The sequence below is a fragment of the Paraburkholderia unamae genome (assembly GCF_003096875.1).
GTDB classification, from domain to species: Bacteria; Pseudomonadota; Gammaproteobacteria; order Burkholderiales; family Burkholderiaceae; genus Paraburkholderia; species Paraburkholderia unamae.
Window position 1 is genome coordinate 41,780 of record NZ_QEOB01000023.1, and the last position, 18,611, is coordinate 60,390.

The following is an 18,611-nucleotide window of genomic DNA, read 5'->3' on the forward strand; positions in this document are numbered from 1 at the left end:
GAAACGGCTCACGCGCTCGCAACGCTCGGGCGGCGGCTCTTGCCGAGCTTCATCAGCACGCCGTAGACGAGCGAGGCGATCGCGAGCCCCACGAACCACGCATAGGTGTAAATGCTTTTGAACGCGTCGGGCACAGAGGGAAACGCGTCCGGAAACGCGATGTTCAGAAAGCCCGGCAGGTTCGGCAACACGCCTGCGGCCAGCGCGATCACGGCCGCGAGATTCCAGCCGTTCGTGTAGGCGTATTCGCCGTTCTCCTCGAATAACTGGGCCGTGTCGAGGCGCGTGCCGCGCACGAGGAAGTAATCGACCATGAGGATGCCCGCCACGGGCCCGAGCAGTGCCGAATAACCGACGAGCCAGGTGAAGATGTAGCCCTGCGTGGTCGCGAGAATCTTCCACGGCATCATCACGATGGCGATACCCGCGGTGATCAACCCGCCTGCCTTGTACGAAATGCCCTTGGGCCAGAGACTCGAAAAGTCGTAGGCCGGGCCGACGAGATTCGCGGCGAGATTGCAGCACATCGTGTCGAGCGTGAGGATGATGAGCGCGATGCCCACGCCGACGCCTTCCATGCGGCTCGTGAGGTCGATGGGGTCCCAGATCGCCTTGCCGTAGATGACCACCGTGGCCGAGGTCACGACCACGGAAACCACCGAGAGCAACGCCATCGGAATGGGCAGACCGATGGCCTGGCCCACGAACTGGTCCTTTTGCGTTTTCGCGAAGCGCGTGAAGTCGGGAATGTTCAGCGCGAGGGTGGCCCAGAAGCCCACCATGGCGGTGAGGCTCGGCCAGAACGTCGCCCAGAACAGGCCCGCCTTCTTGCCGCCCGCCGCGAACTGCGAGGGTTGCGAAAGCATCGAACCCACGCCGCCCGCTTTCGAGCAGGCCCACCACACGAGCACCACGCACATCACGACCTTGATGGGCGCGGACCAGCTTTCGAGCCAGCGGATCGAGTCGGTGCCGTGCAGGATGAAATAGAGTTGCAGCACCCAGAAAAGCAGGAAGCACGCGCCCTGGCCGATCGAGATGCCGAGAAAGGGCAGCGCGTCGCCCACCAGCGCATTGTGCGTAAGGATATTGACGAGCGTATAGATGGCGCTGCCGCCAAGCCACGACTGGATGCCGTACCAGCCGCACGCCACGATCGCGCGCAGCATGGCCGGCAGCTTCGCGCCGCGCGTGCCGAACGACGAGCGCACCAGCACGGCATAGGGAATGCCGTATTTCGTGCCCGCATGCCCGATAAGCAGCATCGGCACGAGCACGATGAGATTGCCGAGCAGCACCGTGAGCACCGCCTGCCACGGCGACATGCCCTGTTCCGTGAGGCCGGCGGCGAGCATGTACGAGGCGATGTTCATCACCATGCCCACCCACAATGCCGCGAAGTGATACCAGCGCCAGGTGCGCTGCGCGACGCCCGTGGGCGCGAGGTCGTCGTTGTATAGCTCGCTTTCGGCCCGGCGCGCGCTGGCGTCGCCGGCTAGGGGCTGGCTCATGGTGCAGGTTCTCCGTGTCTTGTCGTGGGTTTTGTATGGCTCGTTCGGCTTGCGGTATCGCTTTGGTGTTTCAGGCCGCCTTGGGGTCGGCCACGCGCGCGGGGTTGTTCGGGTGCGTGGTCCAGTTCGCGTAGCGGCCCGAGTCCACGCGTTCCATCGTGATGCATTGATCGACCGGGCACACATGCATGCATAAATTGCACCCGACGCAGTTCGCATCGACCACCTCGAAGTGGCGCTTGCCGTCGCGCGTGGCGGTGATGGCCTGATGCGAGGTGTCCTCGCACGCGATGTGGCAAAGCCCGCATTGAATGCAGCGGTCCTGATCGATGCGCGCCTTGATGTCGTAGTTGAGGTTCAGGTATTGCCAGTCGGTGACATTGGGCACGGCGCGGCCGCGAATGGCGTCGAGGTTGGCGTAGCCCTTGTCGTCCATCCAGTTCGACAGGCCGTCGATCATGTCGTTGACGATTCGGAATCCGTAATGCATCGCGGCGGTGCAAACCTGTACGCTTCCCGCGCCCAGCACGATGAATTCGGCGGCGTCGCGCCAGTCGGAAATGCCGCCGATGCCGGAGATCGGCAAGCCATGGGTTTGCGGGTCGCGCGCAATCTCCGCGACCATGTGCAGCGCAATGGGTTTCGCGGCGGGGCCGCAGTAGCCGCCGTGTGTGCCTTTGCCGTCGACGGTGGGCAGCGGCGCCATCACGTCGAGATCGACGCCCACGATCGAGTTGATCGTGTTGATGAGGGAGACACCGTCCGCGCCGCCCTTGAGCGCCGCGCGTGCGCCGTGGCGGATGTCCGTCACGTTGGGCGTGAGCTTCACGAGGCAAGGCAGGCGCGTGCCCTCCTTCACCCAGCGCGTGACCATTTCGATGTACTCGGGCACCTGCCCCACGGCCGCGCCCATGCCGCGCTCGCTCATGCCGTGCGGGCAGCCGAAGTTCAGCTCCACCGCATCGGCGCCGGTATCCTCCACCTGCGACAGGATCCATTTCCAGTCGTGCTCGGTGCAGGGCACCATCAGCGAGACGATGAGCGCCCGGTCGGGCCAGTCGCGCTTGACCTGGGCGATTTCCTTGAGGTTCACGTCGAGCGGCCGGTCGGTGATCAGCTCGATGTTGTTCAGGCCCGCGATGCGCTGGCCGCGCCACGTGGTCGCGCCATAGCGCGAACTCACGTTCACCACGTGCGGGTCGAGCCCGAGGGTCTTCCAGACCACACCGCCCCAGCCCGCCTCGAACGCGCGGTTGACGTTATAGGCTTTGTCGGTGGGCGGCGCGGAGGCGAGCCAGAACGGATTCGGCGATTCGATACCGGCAATCTTGCAGCGCAGGTCGGCCATGATGCGACTCCTTCGTTTTATCTGGATTCGATGGGCTCTTCGGGTGGCGCGTTTGGCTCACGCCGCTCTCGCGGACTGGCTCGCGAGGTAGCGGTCGATCGCGCGCGCGGCAAGCTTGCCGTCCTGTACGGCCTGCACGGTGAGGTCGGCCGCGCCGTGGCCCGCACAATCGCCGCCCGCGAAAACGCCCGCGAGGGACGTCGCGCCGTGCGCGTCCACGGCAATGCGCACGCCGCGCTCGTCGAGCTGCAAACCGTCGAGCCCTTCGGGCAAGAGCGTCTGGCCGATCGCCTTCAACACGACGTCGGCTTCCACGCGTACGATCTCGCCGGTGCCGCGCAATGCCCCGTTCGCATCGAGCGCGGTGCGCTCGAACTCCACGGTCTGGACATGCGTGCCACCCGTGATGCGCAGCGGCTTCATCCACTCGACGAGCGTGACGCCCTGCGTGCGCGCGAATTCCTGCTCGGCCCACGTGGCGCTCATTTGCGCCGCACCGCGCCGATACGCGAGCGTCACCTGTTCGGCGCCCAGCTTGCGGCTTTGCACCGCTGCGTCGATTGCGGTATTGCCGCCGCCGATCACCACGACCTTGCGGCCCACGGGCAGCGTGGAAAGATCGTCGGCATCGCGCAGGCGCGCAATGAAATCGACGGCATCGAGCACGCCGTCGAGCGACTCGCCTTCGATGGACAGCGCGTGTGTGCCTCCGAGGCCCACGCCGATGAACACGGCGTCATACGCCGCGCGCAGCTCGGTGAGCGTGACGTCGCGGCCAAGGCGTTGCCCCTGGCGCAACTCGATCCCGCCGATGGAGAGCAGCCACTGCACCTCGCGTTGCGCGTAGTCGTCCACGGTCTTGTACGCCGCGATCCCGTATTCGTTGAGGCCGCCCGGCTTCTCGCGCGCATCGAACACGCTCACGCTATGCCCGGCGAGCGCGAGCGTATGCGCGCAGGCGAGACCGGCCGGGCCCGCCCCGACCACGGCGACGCGGCGGCCCGTTTCGCTTGCGCGCCTGAAAAGCGCCGGGGCGCCTGCCGCTTCGCGCGCCATCTGGAAGTCGGTGGCATGGCGTTGCAGCGCGCCGATCTGAACCGGTTCGCCATCCTGATGATTTCTCACGCACGCGCCTTCGCAAAGAATCTCGGTCGGGCACACGCGCGCGCACATGCCGCCCAGCGGATTCGCGCTCAGGATATCGCGCGCCGCGCCCTTGAGGTTGCCGTTGCCGATCTTGCGAATGAAGCCCGGAATGTCGATGCCGGTCGGGCAGGCCGCAACGCACGGCGCGTCGTAACAGTAATGGCAGCGGTCTGAGGCAATCACGGCTGCATTGGCGGACAGCGGTGGCGCGACGTCGGCGAAGTTGCAGCCTAGCTGTTCGGCGGTGAGGCGGCCTGCGGCGATGCCGTCGGCGGCATTCGAGGTGGACTGGGACATCCGGATGCTCCTTGCGAGGCAAAACACGGGTCCGCCGGCAGCGCGTGAAAGGCGCAGCCGGTACGTGGGGAAAGCGGGAAATTCAGCGCGGCTCTCAGGCCGCTTGCTTCAGCGTCAACCTGTTCAGCCGGGTTCGCTCGCGCGTTCGAGCATGGCGTGCAGCAGCACGTTCGCGCCCGCCTCGATCCATTCGATCGTCGCGTCCTCCACCTCGTTGTGGCTGATGCCGTCGATGCACGGCACGAACACCATCGAGGTCGGCGCGACCGTCGCGAGATAGCAGGCGTCGTGGCCCGCGCCCGAAACGATGTCGCGATTCGAGTAGCCGAACCGCTCGGCCGCCGCACGCACGGACTTCACGCAGGCCTCGTCGAACGGAACCGGCGCGTAATAAAAGATCTGCTCGACCTGGGCTTCCAGCTTGCCTTGCTCCGCGATCTTCACAATGCCTTCGCGCAGTTCGGCGTCCATCTTTGCGAGCACGTCATCGAGCGGATGGCGGAAGTCGACGGTGAAGAACACGCGGCCCGGAATCACGTTGCGCGAGTTCGGGTGCACCTGCATCATGCCGACCGTCGCGCAGGCAAGCGGCGCGTGGCGCAGGCCGATTTCATTCACGAGCTGCACCACGCGCGAGGCGCCCAGCAGCGCGTCGCGGCGGCGCGGCATGGGCGTGGGGCCCGCATGCGCTTCCTGGCCCGTCAGCACGACCTCGTACCAGCGCTGGCCCTGGGCGTCGGTCACGACGCCGATGGTCCTGTCTTCGGTTTCGAGAATCGGCCCCTGCTCGATATGCAGTTCGAACGCCGCGTGAATCGGGCGGCCGCCACACGGCAGGTCGCCCGCGTAGCCGATGCGCTGGAGTTCCTCGCCGATGGTCTTGCCTTCGATGTCCTTGCGCGACAGCCCGTAGTCGAGCGTGAACACGCCCGCGAACACGCCCGAGGCCACCATCGCGGGCGCGAAGCGCGAGCCTTCCTCGTTAGTCCAGATCACGGTTTCAACGGGGCGCTCGGTTTCGATGCCGTGGTCGTTGAGCGAGCGGATCACTTCGAGCCCGCCCAGCACGCCGTAGATGCCGTCGAAGCGGCCGCCCGTGGGCTGCGAGTCGGCGTGCGAGCCGGTCATCACGGGCGGCAGGTCGTTGTTGCGCCCCGCGCGGCGCATGAACACGTTACCCATCTGATCGACGCTCACCGTGCAGCCCGCCTCCTTCGCCCATTGCACGATGAGATCTCGCCCCTGTTTGTCGAGGTCGGTGAGCGCGAGGCGGCACACGCCGCCCTTGGGTGTCGCGCCGATCTTCGCCATCTCCATCAGGCTGTCCCACAAGCGCTGGCCGTTCACGTGGATCGCGGTTGTCAGCGCGGCTTCGCTCACTGCGTTCATACGTACTCTCCTGTGCATGTTCGTCAACCGTGCACTCATGCCACTGTTCGGGGCGCGAGGAACCAGGGCGGTGCACGCTTCGATGGCGCTTCGCGGGTCGCGAAACCCCGCTCTTCGAATCCTGTCCGATTGGACAGGTTGTAGGCGATAAACTTCGCGAATTCAATGCGGTATTACCAGCGAGAAGCGTGCCACCGATGTTGCAGTGCGCGAAAAAGGGCCGCGTGCGTCCACGCGTTTTCCCCAAGGCTCGCGAATGCACGAGACGCTTACATCGTGACTACAATGAACCCGGCATGCACGCGGACCACCGCGCCGCGCCTCTTTTCTTCAGAACGGACCGAATGTGATGCGCGACGACGAAACGACCACGCGAACCACAGCCATTGCGCCGCGCGCCGCCGGGCAGGTGCGGGAAAGGCAGGAAGCCGCTGACGCGGCGCACAATCCGCAGCGGCGCAAGGCCTCGATTCGCGCATCGAACGAAGCGCATCTGCTCGCCTGCGCCGAGGCCGTATTCGCCGAGCGCGGTTTCGAAGGCGCGAGCACCGCGCTGATCGCGGAGCGCGCGGGCTTGCCGAAGGCCAATCTGCACTACTACTTCCCAACCAAGCTGGCGCTGTACTGGCGCGTGCTCGACGATCTGTTCGAGGAATGGAACGCCGCTGCCGACACGTTCGATGCGAGCGACGATCCGGTCGAAGCGATTGGCGGCTACGTGCGAGCGAAGATGGCGCTTTCGCGGCGCAGGCCGCTCGGCTCGAAGGTGTGGGCCAATGAGATCATCAGCGGCGCGACGCACATGCAGGACATTCTGCTGGAGCGTGTGAAGCCGTGGATGGAAACGCGCGTGAAGCTGATCGACCAATGGATCGCCCAGGGCCTGCTCGCGAGCGTCGATCCGCAAGCGCTGCTCTTCATGATCTGGGCGACCACGCAGCACTATGCCGATTTCGAGGCGCAGATTCGCGCTCTCTCGGGCAAGCGCGCGCTATCGGCGAAAGCCTTCGAGGCGACGACGGAGGAAGTCGTGCGCATGATCCTGCGTGCGAGCGGCGCGCGCTCGCCGTGAAAACGCTCGGCCGGTTGCGGGCGGCTAGCGCGCGGAGACTTCGCGCGGCACCTCACCGGCGCGAGGCTGCGCCTCGGCCGCCGTCCCGAAGTGTTCGCGCAGTGTGTCGATGAAACACTTCAGCGCGAGCGACAAAAATACGTCGCGGCGGCGCACGAGCAGCGTTTCGGCCACACCCTCGTCGTCCGGCAGCGCATGAATGGCGATCTTGCCCGCCTCGGCCATTGGCGCGACAACCGACCTCGGCAGCAGACTGATCGCGAGGCCCGCGCGAACGCAACCTAGCAGCCCGTCGAGCGTGCCCAGTTCCATGCGCTTGATGCTGGTCACGCCTCTGCGAATCAAGAGGCGTTCGAGGCGCTCGCGATACGCACAGCCGTGACGGAGGATGGCGATCTTCAGTTCGCCGCGCGACTCGGCCCATGGGTAGCGGTGATCATGCTGGGCGTGCCGGACCCAGGGCGCGGTCACCACGACCAGTTCCTCGGTCACGAGGCCTTCCGATACCAGATCGACGTGATCGACCGGTGCGCACACCAGCGCGCCTTCGATTCGCCGCTCAAGCACGTCCTCGATCAAGGACTGCGACGTCCCCGTCGAGAGCGAAATGTCGACTCGTGGATACTCCAGCGCATAGTCGACGAGCGCGTCCGGCAAGCGGGCGGCGGCGGTCGACTCCATCGAGCCGATGCGCAGGATGCCGCCCGGCGTCGATTCGCTGACAATGGCGCGGCGCGCCTCGACCATCATGTGATCGATCTGGCTGGCGTAGGGAAGCAGTTGCGATCCCGCGGGCGTGAGCGACACGCCTCGACCATGACGATGGAATAGCGGTACGCCGAGTTCTTCCTCCAGACGGCGAATCCGTTGGGTGACATTGGACTGCACGGTATCCAGAAACAACGCCGCCTTGGTGATGCTTCCCGTGCGCGCCACCGCCGCGAAATAAGTCAGATCTCCCGAATCCATGCAATCCGCCCTCCCCAGATGTTCGATTCCAGACAACACGCGTTCAGCGTTTTGACCGAATGACGTCGCGCTGAACACGCGTGGAAGCGGGCAATGTTCATGCCATGGCTACCGGGTGGTTTGAAACCGGAAAATGCACCGCGACGTCACTTCACCGCCCGCGATTGACGCATCACCCACAGCGGCAGTTCGACTGTGGTGCACAAGTCACGCCTGTGTCGTGCATTGAATTGCCGCACGAAAGCGGATTCAGGCGTGCTGTTTGCCCAGATACGCCGTAAAAAAGCGGCGAGCCATCATTCAATCGAATGGCTTCTATCTCCACGAGTGAACGCGCGGGTCAGTGGCATACCCCCTGCGTCGCCTCCGGCGTGTTTCCGCACTTCCTCCTCCTGGCCGCACCGGCCGGGAGCGTGTTTGAACCCACTACCCGAGACACTCGCCAAGCGCACACCCACTATGGATACAGCAGGCATCCCCCTCTGCGCGTCGTCATCCGACCGCGACGAACACACCGGCCTCGGCATCACCTTGACCGTCATTCAGGTCGCCGTGTTTTTCACGTTTATTTCGCTATGCACGTTTCATCCCGCACTGCTGGAAAAAGACGTTTTCGACATCGGCATTCCGCTTTCCTTTCTGAGCGGACTGGCGGTCATCGCATGCGGAATCGTATTGACCGCCGTGTACGTCGGCGTTGCCAACAGTGGCGCAGGAGAGTGAAGTGAAAGCCCTTTGTTTATTGCTTATTCTGCCGGGCCTCGCCTCGAATGCAATGGCTGCCGGCATGCATGCACAGGCCACGAGCGGCATCGCCATCGCGCTCTTTCTGGGCATTATCGCCATCACACTCGGCATTACGTGGTGGGCCGCCAGGCGCACCCGTACCGCAAGCGACTATTACACCGCGGGTGGGCAGATCACCGGCCTTCAGAACGGTCTCGCCATCGCCGGCGACGCGATGTCCGCCGGCGCGCTGCTCGGGCTGACCGCGCTCGTGTTCTCCAAGGGCTTCGACGGTCTCGTGTACGCCGTGGGCTACACCACAGGACTGCCTATCGTCGTGTTCCTGATGGCAAGCCGCATGCGCAAACTGGGGCGATATACGTTTATCGACGTCGTCGGTGCGCGTTTGAACGGCCCTTCGATACGTGTGTTTTCCGCGTGCGCTTCACTGATTATCGTGCTGTTCTACCTCGTCGCTCAAATGGTCGGCGCAGGGCAACTGATCGAAATCCTGTTCGGCATCGACTATCTATATGCAGTGCTGCTGGTCGGCGCGCTCATGATCCTGTATGTCACCTTCGGCGGCATGATGGCGACTACGTGGGTGCAGATCATCAAGGCCGTACTGATGATTTCCGGCTGCGCACTGCTCTGCGTGCTCGTGCTGAAACAAACCGGCTTCAGCTATGGCGCGCTGCTTGCGGATTCCACCGCGGTGCACAAGGCGGGTCACGGCATTCTCGCCCCGGCCTCGTTCTCGAAGAGTCCGCTTTCGGCGTTTTCGCTGGGTATCGCGCTCATGCTCGGCACGGCCGGCCTGCCGCACGTGTTGATGCGCTTCTTCACCGTTCCCGACGCGAAGGCCGCGCGCAGCTCGGTGCTGTGGGCCACCATCCTGATGAACAGCTTCTACGCCATGATTTTCATCATCGGGTTTGGTGCGCTCTATTTGCTGCGCAAGCATCCGCAGTTCCTCGACGCGCACGGCGGCCTGATCGGCGGCGGCAACACGGCCGCACTGCATCTGGCCTATGTGCTGGGCGGCGACACGCTGTTCGGCTTTCTCGCGGCCGTGGCCTTCGCGACGATACTCGCAGTCGTCTCCGGGCTCACCTTGTCGGGCGCGACCGCCATCAGCCACGACATTTACGGCGCCCTGACACGACACCGTCGCGACCCCGAAAAAGCGGAGAAGACGGAAATGACCGTGATGAAGGTTGCGGTCGTCCTGATCGGCGCGATCGCCGTCGCCCTGAGCCTGGCATTCAGGACGCAAAACATCGCGTACATGATCAGCCTGGCGTTCTCGATTTCGTGCTCGTCCACGTTCCCGGTGCTCATCCTCGCGATCTACTGGAAGCGCTTCACGACACTCGGCGCGCTGTGCGGCGGCGGCGCGGGACTCGTCGCATCGTTGCTGCTGACGATCCTGGGCCCGTCGATCTGGGTTGCCGTGCTCGGCTTTCCGGCTCCCGCGGTGCCGATCGACCCGCCCGCCATCATCACCGTGCCGCTCGCGTTCGCGGTCGGCATCGTCGTCTCGCTGCTCGAGCGCAGCCCGGCGCGCGTACCCGCCGGCGAACTCTCCTAACTCCACCCGAATCCCTCTCGTCACAAGGCAGACAGCATGAACACACTACACAGGAACGGCGCCTACGCCGAACTCATGGCCATCCGCGGCGGCACGCCGCCTGGCGCCGACGAGGTCCATATCGCCGGTTCGGACCCGCTCTACGCGTCGCCATTCCGGATCGGCGAAACGTCGGCAGGCGTGCTTGCGGCGCGCGGCGTCGCGGCGAACGATCTCTGGGAGCTGCGCACGGGGCGCAGACAGGCAATCAGCATTGACGTGCGCGCAGCGGCGGCAACCTCGCGCTACGGCGGCGACATGACATTGCGGCGCGATGAACACGGCGAGTACCGGCCGATTCCCTATTCCGACGCGATGAAGCACATGGTCTCGCTCACGCAGCCATGGCAGGCGCGCGACGGCCGCTGGGTGTTGCCCCATACCAATCTGGCGCACCTTGAACGGCGGGTGCTCGACGTGCTCGACAGCCAAAGCACGGTCGAGTCGGTCCGTGCCGGCGTGGCGCGCTGGGATTCGGACGCACTTGAAGACGCCATCGCCGCCGCGCAAGCCTGCGCGGGCAAGGTTCGCACACCTGAGGAATGGCTGGCGCATCCACACGGTGCGTATCTGGCAAGCCGGCCCGTGGTCGAGATCACCAAGCTCGCCGAGGGCGAACCGGAACCCCTGCCGCCCGGCGAGCGTCCCGCGTCCGGCATCCGCGTGCTCGACCACACGCGCATTCTCGCGGGGCCGACCGCCGGGCTGGGGATGGCCGAGCATGGCGCGGACGTGCTGATGGTCACCGCTTCGCAGCTGCCACAGGTCCCTTCGTTTGTGCGCGACACGAGTCACGGCAAGCGCAGTTGCTTCCTCGACATGGGCCGCGCGGAGGAAGCCGCGCGCTTGCGCGAACTCGTCAAAGACGCCGACGTCGTGATCGACGGCTATCGCCCGGACCGGCTCGCCGCACACGGCTTTGGCGTGGGCGAACTGGTCAGGCTGCGCCCCGGCCTGATTCACGTGTCCGTGAACTGCTTCGGTTCCGGCGGCCCCTTCGCGGATCGCGCCGGCTGGGATCAGATCGCTCAGGCAGTTACCGGCATGTGCGTGACGCAAGGGCTCGCGACCGGCGCGGGTAGACCGCAACTCACGCCCGTGTTCACCTGCGACTTCCTCACCGGCTTCCTCGCCACGTTCGGCGCGTTGATCGCGCTCGCGCGGCGCGCCCGCGAAGGCGGCACCTATCGTGTGCAGGTGTCGCTTTGTCAGTCCGCCATGCTGCTGCAACGTCAGGGTCTGCTGGATGACTTCGCCAATGCGCCCGGCGGCCTGACTCCGGCAGAGTTCGAAGCGCTCGCGGTCCGCAGCGACGGCACCGTGTACGGCGACCTGAATACGCTCGGGCCGGTCTTGCGCATGTCGGAAACACCGTGCACGTGGTTCGGGACGACTCCTGAACTGGGCAGCGGCGAGCCGGTGTGGTTGCCGCGTTGAGGGCGAGTGCGGCGATGACGGCCGGGCTTGCCTGTCGCGGGTTCGGCCGGATCCGAATTGCGCCATAGTTCGCCGAGCACCTTCATTGACCATTTAGTCACAATCTATGGCTCGTGCGAATGCCTGGCGCGACTTTCTTTCGCGCGGCGTGGGTAGACCTGCCCGCGCGTGTCGTCGATGACCTGAAGACGATGGTTTGCACCAAGTCTCGCCAGCTACCCGGGCGGCACCACAGTCGATGCGTGGAGATTGCCTGTCTGAACTACGGCGGTTGACGCCGGCGCGTCACCCATCAGGTTGCGCGTGGCGCCGCTTCGCTGCCCGGCAGCCCTTCTCTTCTTGATGACTGCCCTCGCCTCGGGCCGGCGTTCCAGCTTGATAATGACTTGCTACATGTAATGCACTACACATTACGTAGCAAAAATCACATTGAGCTTGTGAATTAGGGAAATGACTGCAAGCACGGCGCGCCCATGTTGATCGCCCGGCTTCATCCGGCGCCGAATACGCCTGGCGCGTGAAACAATGGGGCGCGATTCACGCTAACCCATTGATTATATTTCCATTCAGCAATTCGCTGATTTGTCGCCGATTGTTTCACAACGTCTGATCCCCGGACGAGCGATTAGACGCTCAAACGGGCGATCGGCCGAATGATCGGCCAAATGTTCCAAAACCAACGAATCGTAGACACGGGACCCCAGTCGGCCCTGCGTCATGCTGGCGCGCGGCCAAGCGGCCGTTTCCACCGCCATCCAAACGCGCTGCAACCGCGCCGTTTCATCGCTGACGCCCCAATCTGCCACTGAAAATCCGTCCGCAGCGGCCATCCGGATCTCAAAAACTGACGCGCTACTGAACCAGTTTCGAGGTTTTTCCGGCAACCCCAGGAGCGAAGCGGGTTTCAAGATGGTGACAGACCGAAAAGTTAACTTGCACAGCCCGAGGTTAACCTCTATTCTTCTGTGAAATTCAACACGCAGTAGCTCATTTTCGATTTCTTTGTTGAAACGAATACTCGGAAGCGAAACTCGCACCGGGAGGCTAATTGGGAGCTAACCAATGAATACCGTCGCACGCCCGCGCGCTACAAAGGGACCGGCATCGCAGATGTCCATCCAGCTGAAGAGCGCACCGAAGCGCCGACCGCTTTCCGACATCAAGGAAATTGCAGTCAACGCGAGCGGCATGCTGATCGACGTGCGCGAAAGCATGCTGGCGCCGCATCCGCGTAAGCATCCCCCTGTTTTTACCACAACGCAAGTCGCTGAACTATGTCATCTCGACAGGCAGCGAATGCACTACCTTTCGCGCACCGAACCGGACCTCCCGCAGGGTACGCTGCGCCACAGCCGCAGCCGCGAATTCACGTTGCAGGAAACACGCGTCTGGATCGACCGCGTCGCCCCGTACGTCAAGCGCCCGGAAGGCGTGCTCGGCAAGAAGATCGCCATCGGTAACTTCAAGGGCGGCGTGAGTAAAACCACGACCGCAATGACGCTCGCCCAGGGCCTCTCGCTGTTTGGGCGCAAGGTTCTGCTGGTCGACCTCGATCCGCAGGCATCGCTCACGGCACTCAACGGCATCCTGGCCGACAGCGAAGTGACGGACGAACAAACCGTCCTCCCGCTGATCTACGGGGATCAGACCGATCTGGAGTACGCCGTTCAGGGCACGTACTGGGACGGCATCCACCTGATTCCGGCAAGCGCCGCGCTCTTCGGCGCGGAGTTTTTTCTGCCGTTCAAGCAGTCGAAGGATCAGTCTTTCCAGTTCTGGAACGTGTTGAACAAGGGCCTCGATCCGCTGCTCGAGTACTACGACGTCGTCATCATCGACACACCCCCTGCCCTGTCGTACCTGACCATCAATGCCTTCATGGCGGCGGACGGACTCATCGTCCCCACGCCGCCGAGCGCGCTGGATTACGCGTCGTCAACGCAATTCTGGAACCTTTTTGCCGACCTGTCCGAAAGCATGCAACAGGTTGCACCGGCGCTCCAGAAGAGTTTCGACTTCATCCACGTGTTGCTGGCCAAGGTCGATCAAAGTCAGGCGGCCACGCCCATCGTCCGGGACTGGATCAACAAGACCTACGAAGGTTTGGTTTTGCCGATCGAGATTCCGACAACGGCCGTCACCCAGAGTGCGGCGGCGGAGTTTGGCACCGTGTACGACATCTCGCGCTACCAGGGAAGCCTGAAGACGTATCAGCGCGCGCGTGAGGCATACGACCGATTTTCAGAGATTGTGGACCAGCAACTGGTATCGCTCTGGCAAGCAGAACAGGAGGGTGAATGAGCATTAGAGACCGATTGGCGGCCAAGTCCTCGGCCGTAGGCGCCGCGCCGCGGCCCCAGCGACCGGACAACGAAGTGCCGGGCCGCCCGAAGACCGCCCCCGGCCAACTCATGGCTTCGCTGCCGATCCTTGCCGACAAGGACAAGGAGCTGCAACAGGCGCTGGATCGAATCAAGGAACTGGAATCCGCGGGGACGAGCGGCGCGCAAGAAGTCGAAATCGCTACGCTTGTCGAGATACCAGGGCGTCGCCGCATTTTGTCTGAACAGGAATTCGTCGAACTCCGCGACAACCTCGCCTCCAACCCGCTTACCCACCCCATCGTCTATCGCCCGCTAGGGGACGGCCGGAACGAGATCGTTTCCGGCAATAACCGCGTGGCGATCTACAGGGATCAATTGCATCGCGCGAAGATCTGGGGCGTGCCGTTCACCGGCGAGCCGGCCCAAATCGAGTTGGCCGCGCTGTTCTCCAATCTGCTGGCACCTTCGCTGCCGGATTTCGAGAAATACCGGCAATTTCTCCGGATTCAGGAACACCAAGGGCTATCGCAGGCGGAGATCATCCGCCTTTCTGGTTTGGCGCAGAGCCATGTCGCGCGCATTCTGTCGTTCGACAATCTGCCCGCCGAAGCGAAAGATCTGCTCGCCACCAACCCCCATCGACTCGGCGGAACTGCGGCAGCGAAGTTCGCCGCGCTGACGCAGCAAGGTCGCGGAGCTGAGGTGACGAATGCCATCAAGGCCTTGATTGAGTCGACGGAGATCACGCAGGAAAGAGCGCTCGAACTTGCCGCGCCCGCCAAGCCAAAGACCGCCGCACCCGCTGCGGAAGCGATCATGGTCGGCAAGCGCAAGCTTTGCGACGTATCGGTGAGAAGCGGCGTGATTGGCGTTCGCTTTGCCGGGAAAGATGGGGGCGAGAAAGCCGCTCAGTGGAGCGAGAAGATCTCCGCCTTCATTCGATCGGAGCTGGAGAAAGAACAAGGCTCATCCAACTTGGATGAGTAATGAAATCAATGACTTAGCAGAACAAGGCATCCGGGTTCGGCTCAACATCCAACTTGGATATCCTTGAAAATCAATGACTTAAGTTTCTGAGCTTCTGCCGAGAGTCGATATGAACTAACGGAACCCTGAAAAAACAAAAGCCCTCGGCTGGAACCGAGGGCTTTTGCAACGGGCTTGGCTGGAACCTCGCTCGTTACACTCACCGGCTGGAACCGGCAAGGGCTTAACGCTAAACCCGAGTGTAGCGGATCGCGACAGACAGTCAAGCGCTGACCAACCATTTTTTGGTTTGGCCGCTAAAAATGTCTATCGCGCAACGTTACGTTGCTGGCGAGGGTGACGCTCACCCCGACGCAACGCACCTTTTAGTATCCGCACCGGACTCGCAGGCGCTTGTTGAGTTCAGTTGCGACGCAACCAATCTGCCTTGGGTCATTTTCCGGGCAGCATTCCGTGCCGCTCATATCGAAGGCCTTCCGCAACGTGCTCGCGCACTCCTGTCCGCGCTGGCGCGTACCGTAGATGCTCAGCGTCCCTTTGCGGCTGTCTTCGCTCGTCGCGAGCTTTTGACCGGACGCGCGATGCAATCAATGCGCACGCTCTACCGTAGCCTGGATGATCTGGAAGCCGCGGGTCTAATCGATCGGCGCGCGCAGTCCCGCTACGTTGAGGCGGGCCTCTTCGGTCGCGCGTACCTGCATCTGACCCAACGCGCAACCGATCTGCTCGGCCTCACTGAGAGCCGTCCTGCCGTCTCTGCGCCTGCCTCCCTGCCTTCGCCGGCTGTCACGCCTACCGAATCCGATTCTTTGCAGGGTCCGTCTGCCAAGGTGGCAGACGGCGCTATATATAAGGATCTTAGCCCTACTTCTTTTCAAAAGAGACAATCAGGACAGGTGCCCGCGGATCTTCAGCGTCTGAAGGTGCTGGGTTTTTCTGATTTCCTGATTTTCAAACTCATGCGGATTGCACGCGAACACGGCAAGCGCCTCTCCGAAGTTGTCGAAGCCACGTGGGAACACCTGAAGCAAGCTCGCACCCCGATCAACTATCTCGGTGCACTCCTTCGCAACCCCGTTGATTTTGGGTATCAGATCCGTCAAAAGCGTGCTGCGGAGCTCGAGGTGCAGCAACGCGCCGTACAGGCCAAGGAAGCCACGGTCGTTGCAGAACGGCATGCCGGCGAGACATTCGAGTCCGCCGACGGCCTGGTACGCTACAGCATCGCTCCTGATGGCCAGCAACTCACGGTCTGCAACGTCGACGAGGGCGTGGAGCGTGTGGCGGTCGACTGGAAGCAAGGCTTTGCGCGTGCGCTCCAAGGCGGCCGGATTCGCCGCGTTGTCCAGGCGCCGCCTGTGGCTATCCTGTCGCTTCCGGGCAAGGCGCCTGTTACCGAAGTCGTGCGGTCGCATATCGCCGGACTGAGGAGCTTCCTCGGCATGCGTGCAGATCAGTCGACTGCTTGAGCGGGGTAAGACGGGGCGAAGATTTCAGACTCTGGCATTTGCCACCAATGCTCGCCGCTTACGCACTTCTTGCCCGGCGGAAGGTTGAGCACATATCTCACTGCGACCCGCACCGTCTTTGCAACACGAATCACGTAGCGCTTCCTGTGCGAACTTATGTGTGTCTTTGATACTGGTTAGGCACGCGGGAGTGGGCGGTAAGTCGCGAGCGATGTTCCCGGTGCCTTCTTATGAAGTAGGCCGAGCATTCGATCCCACACCGGGCTTTGACGTGTTCAAGTTTGTCCGCCTGGCCGAGCATAGCCCGTGGCTCCTTTGCCGCCCAATATCATCAAGCTATAGTTTGCATTACTAAATATATTTCAGATTGTGCTCGCTCACCTCTATCGCGCGTGTCCTCTTGTTAATCCTTCTAGATGCAGAGAAAAGTCCCACCAGCCGGCCGCGTCGAAAACGAACATCGATAGCCAAATTCGCGCACAGGTATGTAGTCCTAAATTACTAGTCCCCGAACTTTGCGAAGCTTCAGAAGCAAGAAGTCGTTCTCGCGGCGAAACAGGTATGAGTCGACCTGACCCAAATCTGCAACCTGAGGCGCAAACACGATTTGAGTCTTGCCGACATGGAAAGGCTCAATCGGTAAGTAGGGCGGAGGAACCCGTGTGGCGATGGAAGCCGTTGATGTTACCCACACGCCTGAAATATCAGCAGCGCAACGCCCGATCACCCAGGTTCCACCGGGCGCAAGATGAAACACGAAGAAGCTAGTGTGCAACCTGGAGGTGGCTATCATTGGTGCGCGTTTCACGCGCGGCGAGATCAACAAGCTTTCCGAGGTGATCGCTCGCCCGGGCAACGATCTCCCTGCGGGTCACGCACAGTTGACGGTCGTACTCGTTGACCACGGCAGTGATACCGTCGATCAACGACTCGGACACGTTCCACCTTCCGGTGTGATCCGCTTCGGAGAGCACTTGTCCGAGCCCACGTTCAGCGTGTTCAATCTCCGCGATATCGAGCTTCCCATGTCCCGCACGGATGATGAACCCCGCGATGATCACAACCTGCGAAATGAGATTGACGAGCGAGCGGCTGGCTTCGCCATTACGCAGACGCTCCAGTGCAATCCGCGCACGCAACGCGAGATCCGAGGCTTCCTTCCGGGGCATGGGGAGAAAGAGCGACTTCGCATGCGCCCCTGCGGACCGCTGACGCAAGGATCGATAGTTTTTGCTGTCAGGCATATCGAATAGTCGATTAATGGATATCGAAATGCCATATTGGGATCCGTCTCGGCTCGTCAAGAGTGGATGCCGCAATTCATCTTTGACGCGTCAAAGTCGCGAGTGTCAGGGCAGGGGCCTGCCAGCGGATAACGATACCGGTAAAACGCCATGATCGTGATGCCGCTTCGGCTGTCGCACAGCCGAATAGATGCCTGGAATCCGCGTTAGAACTAACCGCGCGGTTAGCGACAACGACTCAATGTCTGGCGGTAGCGAGAAACGACGCCCGGATTGCCCGAGTTTGCCCGCAATAAAGACAAGGCCAACGCGAGCCGGCAGGCAGCCGCGCACTCAATGCAATTGAAAGGGCGATACCGTCCATTCCGGACTGACTTCGGCGCCATCCAGGTCCAATGACGCACCGCTTTGGACGCACTTCAGAAACGTCGCGACCGCGCCGTTGATTCACGAATGCTCAGAGGGTACCCACGCGCTCGGGCGTTGCGGTCGCCAGACGGCTACCGGCGAACGGATCGTCGGCCCAGTTGACTTCACGGCGTTTGGCCGCCGGTTTCTCGACCGGGGCGCTGATGGCGAAGTGCTCGCGCGATTGTCCCGCGCTCATCGCCTGAACGAGCCACTGCGGAATCTCGCCCTGGCCGTCCCACTTTTCTCCTGATGCATTCTGGTACCGTGCGGCGCGCTGCCGAAGCTGGTCTTCTGCGATCGACGCCGCGACATCCTCCGGCTCGATCCCGAACTCCGCCATCCTGTGGCGAAGATATGAAATTATGCTATCCCGTTTGCGTTCATCCACGCTTGAAACTCCTTCTATGCGACAGGCTGCTTCACAATTGCAGCTCGCAAATCGCATAACGCAAGCATAGCACGGCGGTTGACATACGTTACCTAATCCAGGGTATTCGCCGAAGGGCTGCGGGGCGCGCATGGAATGGTTTGCCCATTCCCGGCGAATATGCCGCTTTCCGCCGAAAACTGGACTGCGATTTAGCAGGAGCTTGGGCGTCATCCCGCTTCGGATCAGCATCGGACAAAAGTCACTATCATGAGCGCGTGGTT

At 62.6% G+C, this 18,611-nt stretch carries 14 protein-coding genes; 7 read left to right on the plus strand and 7 right to left on the minus strand.

From position 1 onward, the window contains the following. Positions 1–8 precede the first annotated feature (8 nt). The 4 genes from C7402_RS35965 to C7402_RS35980 all read right to left on the minus strand — a co-directional run bounded on the left by C7402_RS35965 (position 9) and on the right by C7402_RS35980 (position 5,691). Entirely contained in the window at positions 9–1,511 is a 1,503-nt protein-coding gene (locus C7402_RS35965; protein WP_112175480.1) for an NCS1 family nucleobase:cation symporter-1, read from the minus strand. A 70-nt stretch (positions 1,512–1,581) separates the two neighbouring features. Next, positions 1,582–2,859: an NAD-dependent dihydropyrimidine dehydrogenase subunit PreA gene (gene preA, locus C7402_RS35970; RefSeq protein WP_112175478.1), complete on the minus strand. Its 1,278-nt coding sequence runs from the start codon at positions 2,857–2,859 to the stop codon at positions 1,582–1,584. 57 nt (positions 2,860–2,916) lie between these two features. After that, the gene (locus C7402_RS35975; protein ID WP_116613965.1) at positions 2,917–4,302 is read right to left on the minus strand and encodes an NAD(P)-dependent oxidoreductase; all 1,386 of its coding nucleotides are present in this window, start codon (positions 4,300–4,302) and stop codon (positions 2,917–2,919) included. Between the two features lie 123 nt (positions 4,303–4,425). Next, a complete protein-coding gene (locus C7402_RS35980) occupies positions 4,426–5,691 on the minus strand; it encodes a Zn-dependent hydrolase (protein WP_116613966.1) in 1,266 nt (421 codons plus the stop codon). Between the two features lie 346 nt (positions 5,692–6,037). Here C7402_RS35980 and C7402_RS35985 point away from each other — a divergent pair, with 346 nt between their 5' ends. After that, complete coding sequence (locus C7402_RS35985) at positions 6,038–6,763, plus strand: TetR/AcrR family transcriptional regulator (protein WP_116613967.1); 726 nt, start codon at positions 6,038–6,040, stop codon at positions 6,761–6,763. Between the two features lie 24 nt (positions 6,764–6,787). On the opposite strand, the gene C7402_RS35990 is transcribed toward C7402_RS35985, so the two are convergent. Continuing rightward, the gene (locus C7402_RS35990; RefSeq protein ID WP_116613968.1) at positions 6,788–7,732 is read right to left on the minus strand and encodes a LysR family transcriptional regulator; all 945 of its coding nucleotides are present in this window, start codon (positions 7,730–7,732) and stop codon (positions 6,788–6,790) included. Positions 7,733–8,149: 417 nt separating this feature from the next. Here C7402_RS35990 and C7402_RS35995 point away from each other — a divergent pair, with 417 nt between their 5' ends. The 6 genes from C7402_RS35995 to C7402_RS36020 all read left to right on the plus strand — a co-directional run bounded on the left by C7402_RS35995 (position 8,150) and on the right by C7402_RS36020 (position 16,305). Beyond that, positions 8,150–8,455, plus strand: coding sequence for a DUF485 domain-containing protein (locus C7402_RS35995; protein ID WP_133254617.1), 306 nt, complete (start codon positions 8,150–8,152; stop codon positions 8,453–8,455). 1 nt (position 8,456) lies between these two features. Beyond that, on the plus strand, positions 8,457–10,049 hold the full coding sequence (locus C7402_RS36000) for a sodium:solute symporter family transporter (RefSeq protein ID WP_244315015.1): 1,593 nt from the start codon (positions 8,457–8,459) through the stop codon (positions 10,047–10,049). A 36-nt stretch (positions 10,050–10,085) separates the two neighbouring features. After that, positions 10,086–11,525 (plus strand): CoA transferase, encoded by a 1,440-nt coding sequence (locus C7402_RS36005; RefSeq protein ID WP_208949062.1) that lies wholly within the window; start codon positions 10,086–10,088, stop codon positions 11,523–11,525. A 1,062-nt stretch (positions 11,526–12,587) separates the two neighbouring features. Then, the gene (locus C7402_RS36010; protein ID WP_116613970.1) at positions 12,588–13,826 is read left to right on the plus strand and encodes a ParA family protein; all 1,239 of its coding nucleotides are present in this window, start codon (positions 12,588–12,590) and stop codon (positions 13,824–13,826) included. After that, positions 13,823–14,836 (plus strand): ParB/RepB/Spo0J family partition protein, encoded by a 1,014-nt coding sequence (locus C7402_RS36015; RefSeq protein ID WP_133254618.1) that lies wholly within the window; start codon positions 13,823–13,825, stop codon positions 14,834–14,836. The genes C7402_RS36010 and C7402_RS36015 overlap by 4 nt, the downstream gene beginning before the upstream one ends. Before the next feature lie 302 nt (positions 14,837–15,138). After that, entirely contained in the window at positions 15,139–16,305 is a 1,167-nt protein-coding gene (locus C7402_RS36020; protein WP_116613972.1) for a Replication protein O, read from the plus strand. A 764-nt stretch (positions 16,306–17,069) separates the two neighbouring features. Here the strand turns inward: C7402_RS36020 and C7402_RS36025 are convergent. Both C7402_RS36025 and C7402_RS36030 read right to left on the minus strand, forming a co-directional pair. Continuing rightward, positions 17,070–17,549, minus strand: a complete 480-nt coding sequence (locus C7402_RS36025) for a hypothetical protein (RefSeq protein WP_244315016.1) — start codon at positions 17,547–17,549, stop codon at positions 17,070–17,072. Between the two features lie 457 nt (positions 17,550–18,006). After that, on the minus strand, positions 18,007–18,348 hold the full coding sequence (locus C7402_RS36030) for an H-NS family nucleoid-associated regulatory protein (protein WP_116613973.1): 342 nt from the start codon (positions 18,346–18,348) through the stop codon (positions 18,007–18,009). Positions 18,349–18,611: the final 263 nt, after the last annotated feature.

Bases quoted from the DNA above. Each gene is read 5' to 3' on its own strand.
- C7402_RS36010 (WP_116613970.1), top strand. From the start codon at position 12,588: ATGAATACCGTCGCACGCCCGCGCGCTACAAAGGGACCGGCATCGCAG.
- C7402_RS35975 (WP_116613965.1), bottom strand. From the start codon at position 4,302: ATGTCCCAGTCCACCTCGAATGCCGCCGACGGCATCGCCGCAGGCCGC.
- preA (WP_112175478.1), bottom strand. From the start codon at position 2,859: ATGGCCGACCTGCGCTGCAAGATTGCCGGTATCGAATCGCCGAATCCG.
- C7402_RS36020 (WP_116613972.1), top strand. From the start codon at position 15,139: ATGTCTATCGCGCAACGTTACGTTGCTGGCGAGGGTGACGCTCACCCC.
- C7402_RS35965 (WP_112175480.1), bottom strand. From the start codon at position 1,511: ATGAGCCAGCCCCTAGCCGGCGACGCCAGCGCGCGCCGGGCCGAAAGC.
- C7402_RS36025 (WP_244315016.1), bottom strand. From the start codon at position 17,549: ATGCCTGACAGCAAAAACTATCGATCCTTGCGTCAGCGGTCCGCAGGG.
- C7402_RS35980 (WP_116613966.1), bottom strand. From the start codon at position 5,691: ATGAACGCAGTGAGCGAAGCCGCGCTGACAACCGCGATCCACGTGAAC.
- C7402_RS36005 (WP_208949062.1), top strand. From the start codon at position 10,086: ATGAACACACTACACAGGAACGGCGCCTACGCCGAACTCATGGCCATC.
- C7402_RS36015 (WP_133254618.1), top strand. From the start codon at position 13,823: ATGAGCATTAGAGACCGATTGGCGGCCAAGTCCTCGGCCGTAGGCGCC.
- C7402_RS35990 (WP_116613968.1), bottom strand. From the start codon at position 7,732: ATGGATTCGGGAGATCTGACTTATTTCGCGGCGGTGGCGCGCACGGGA.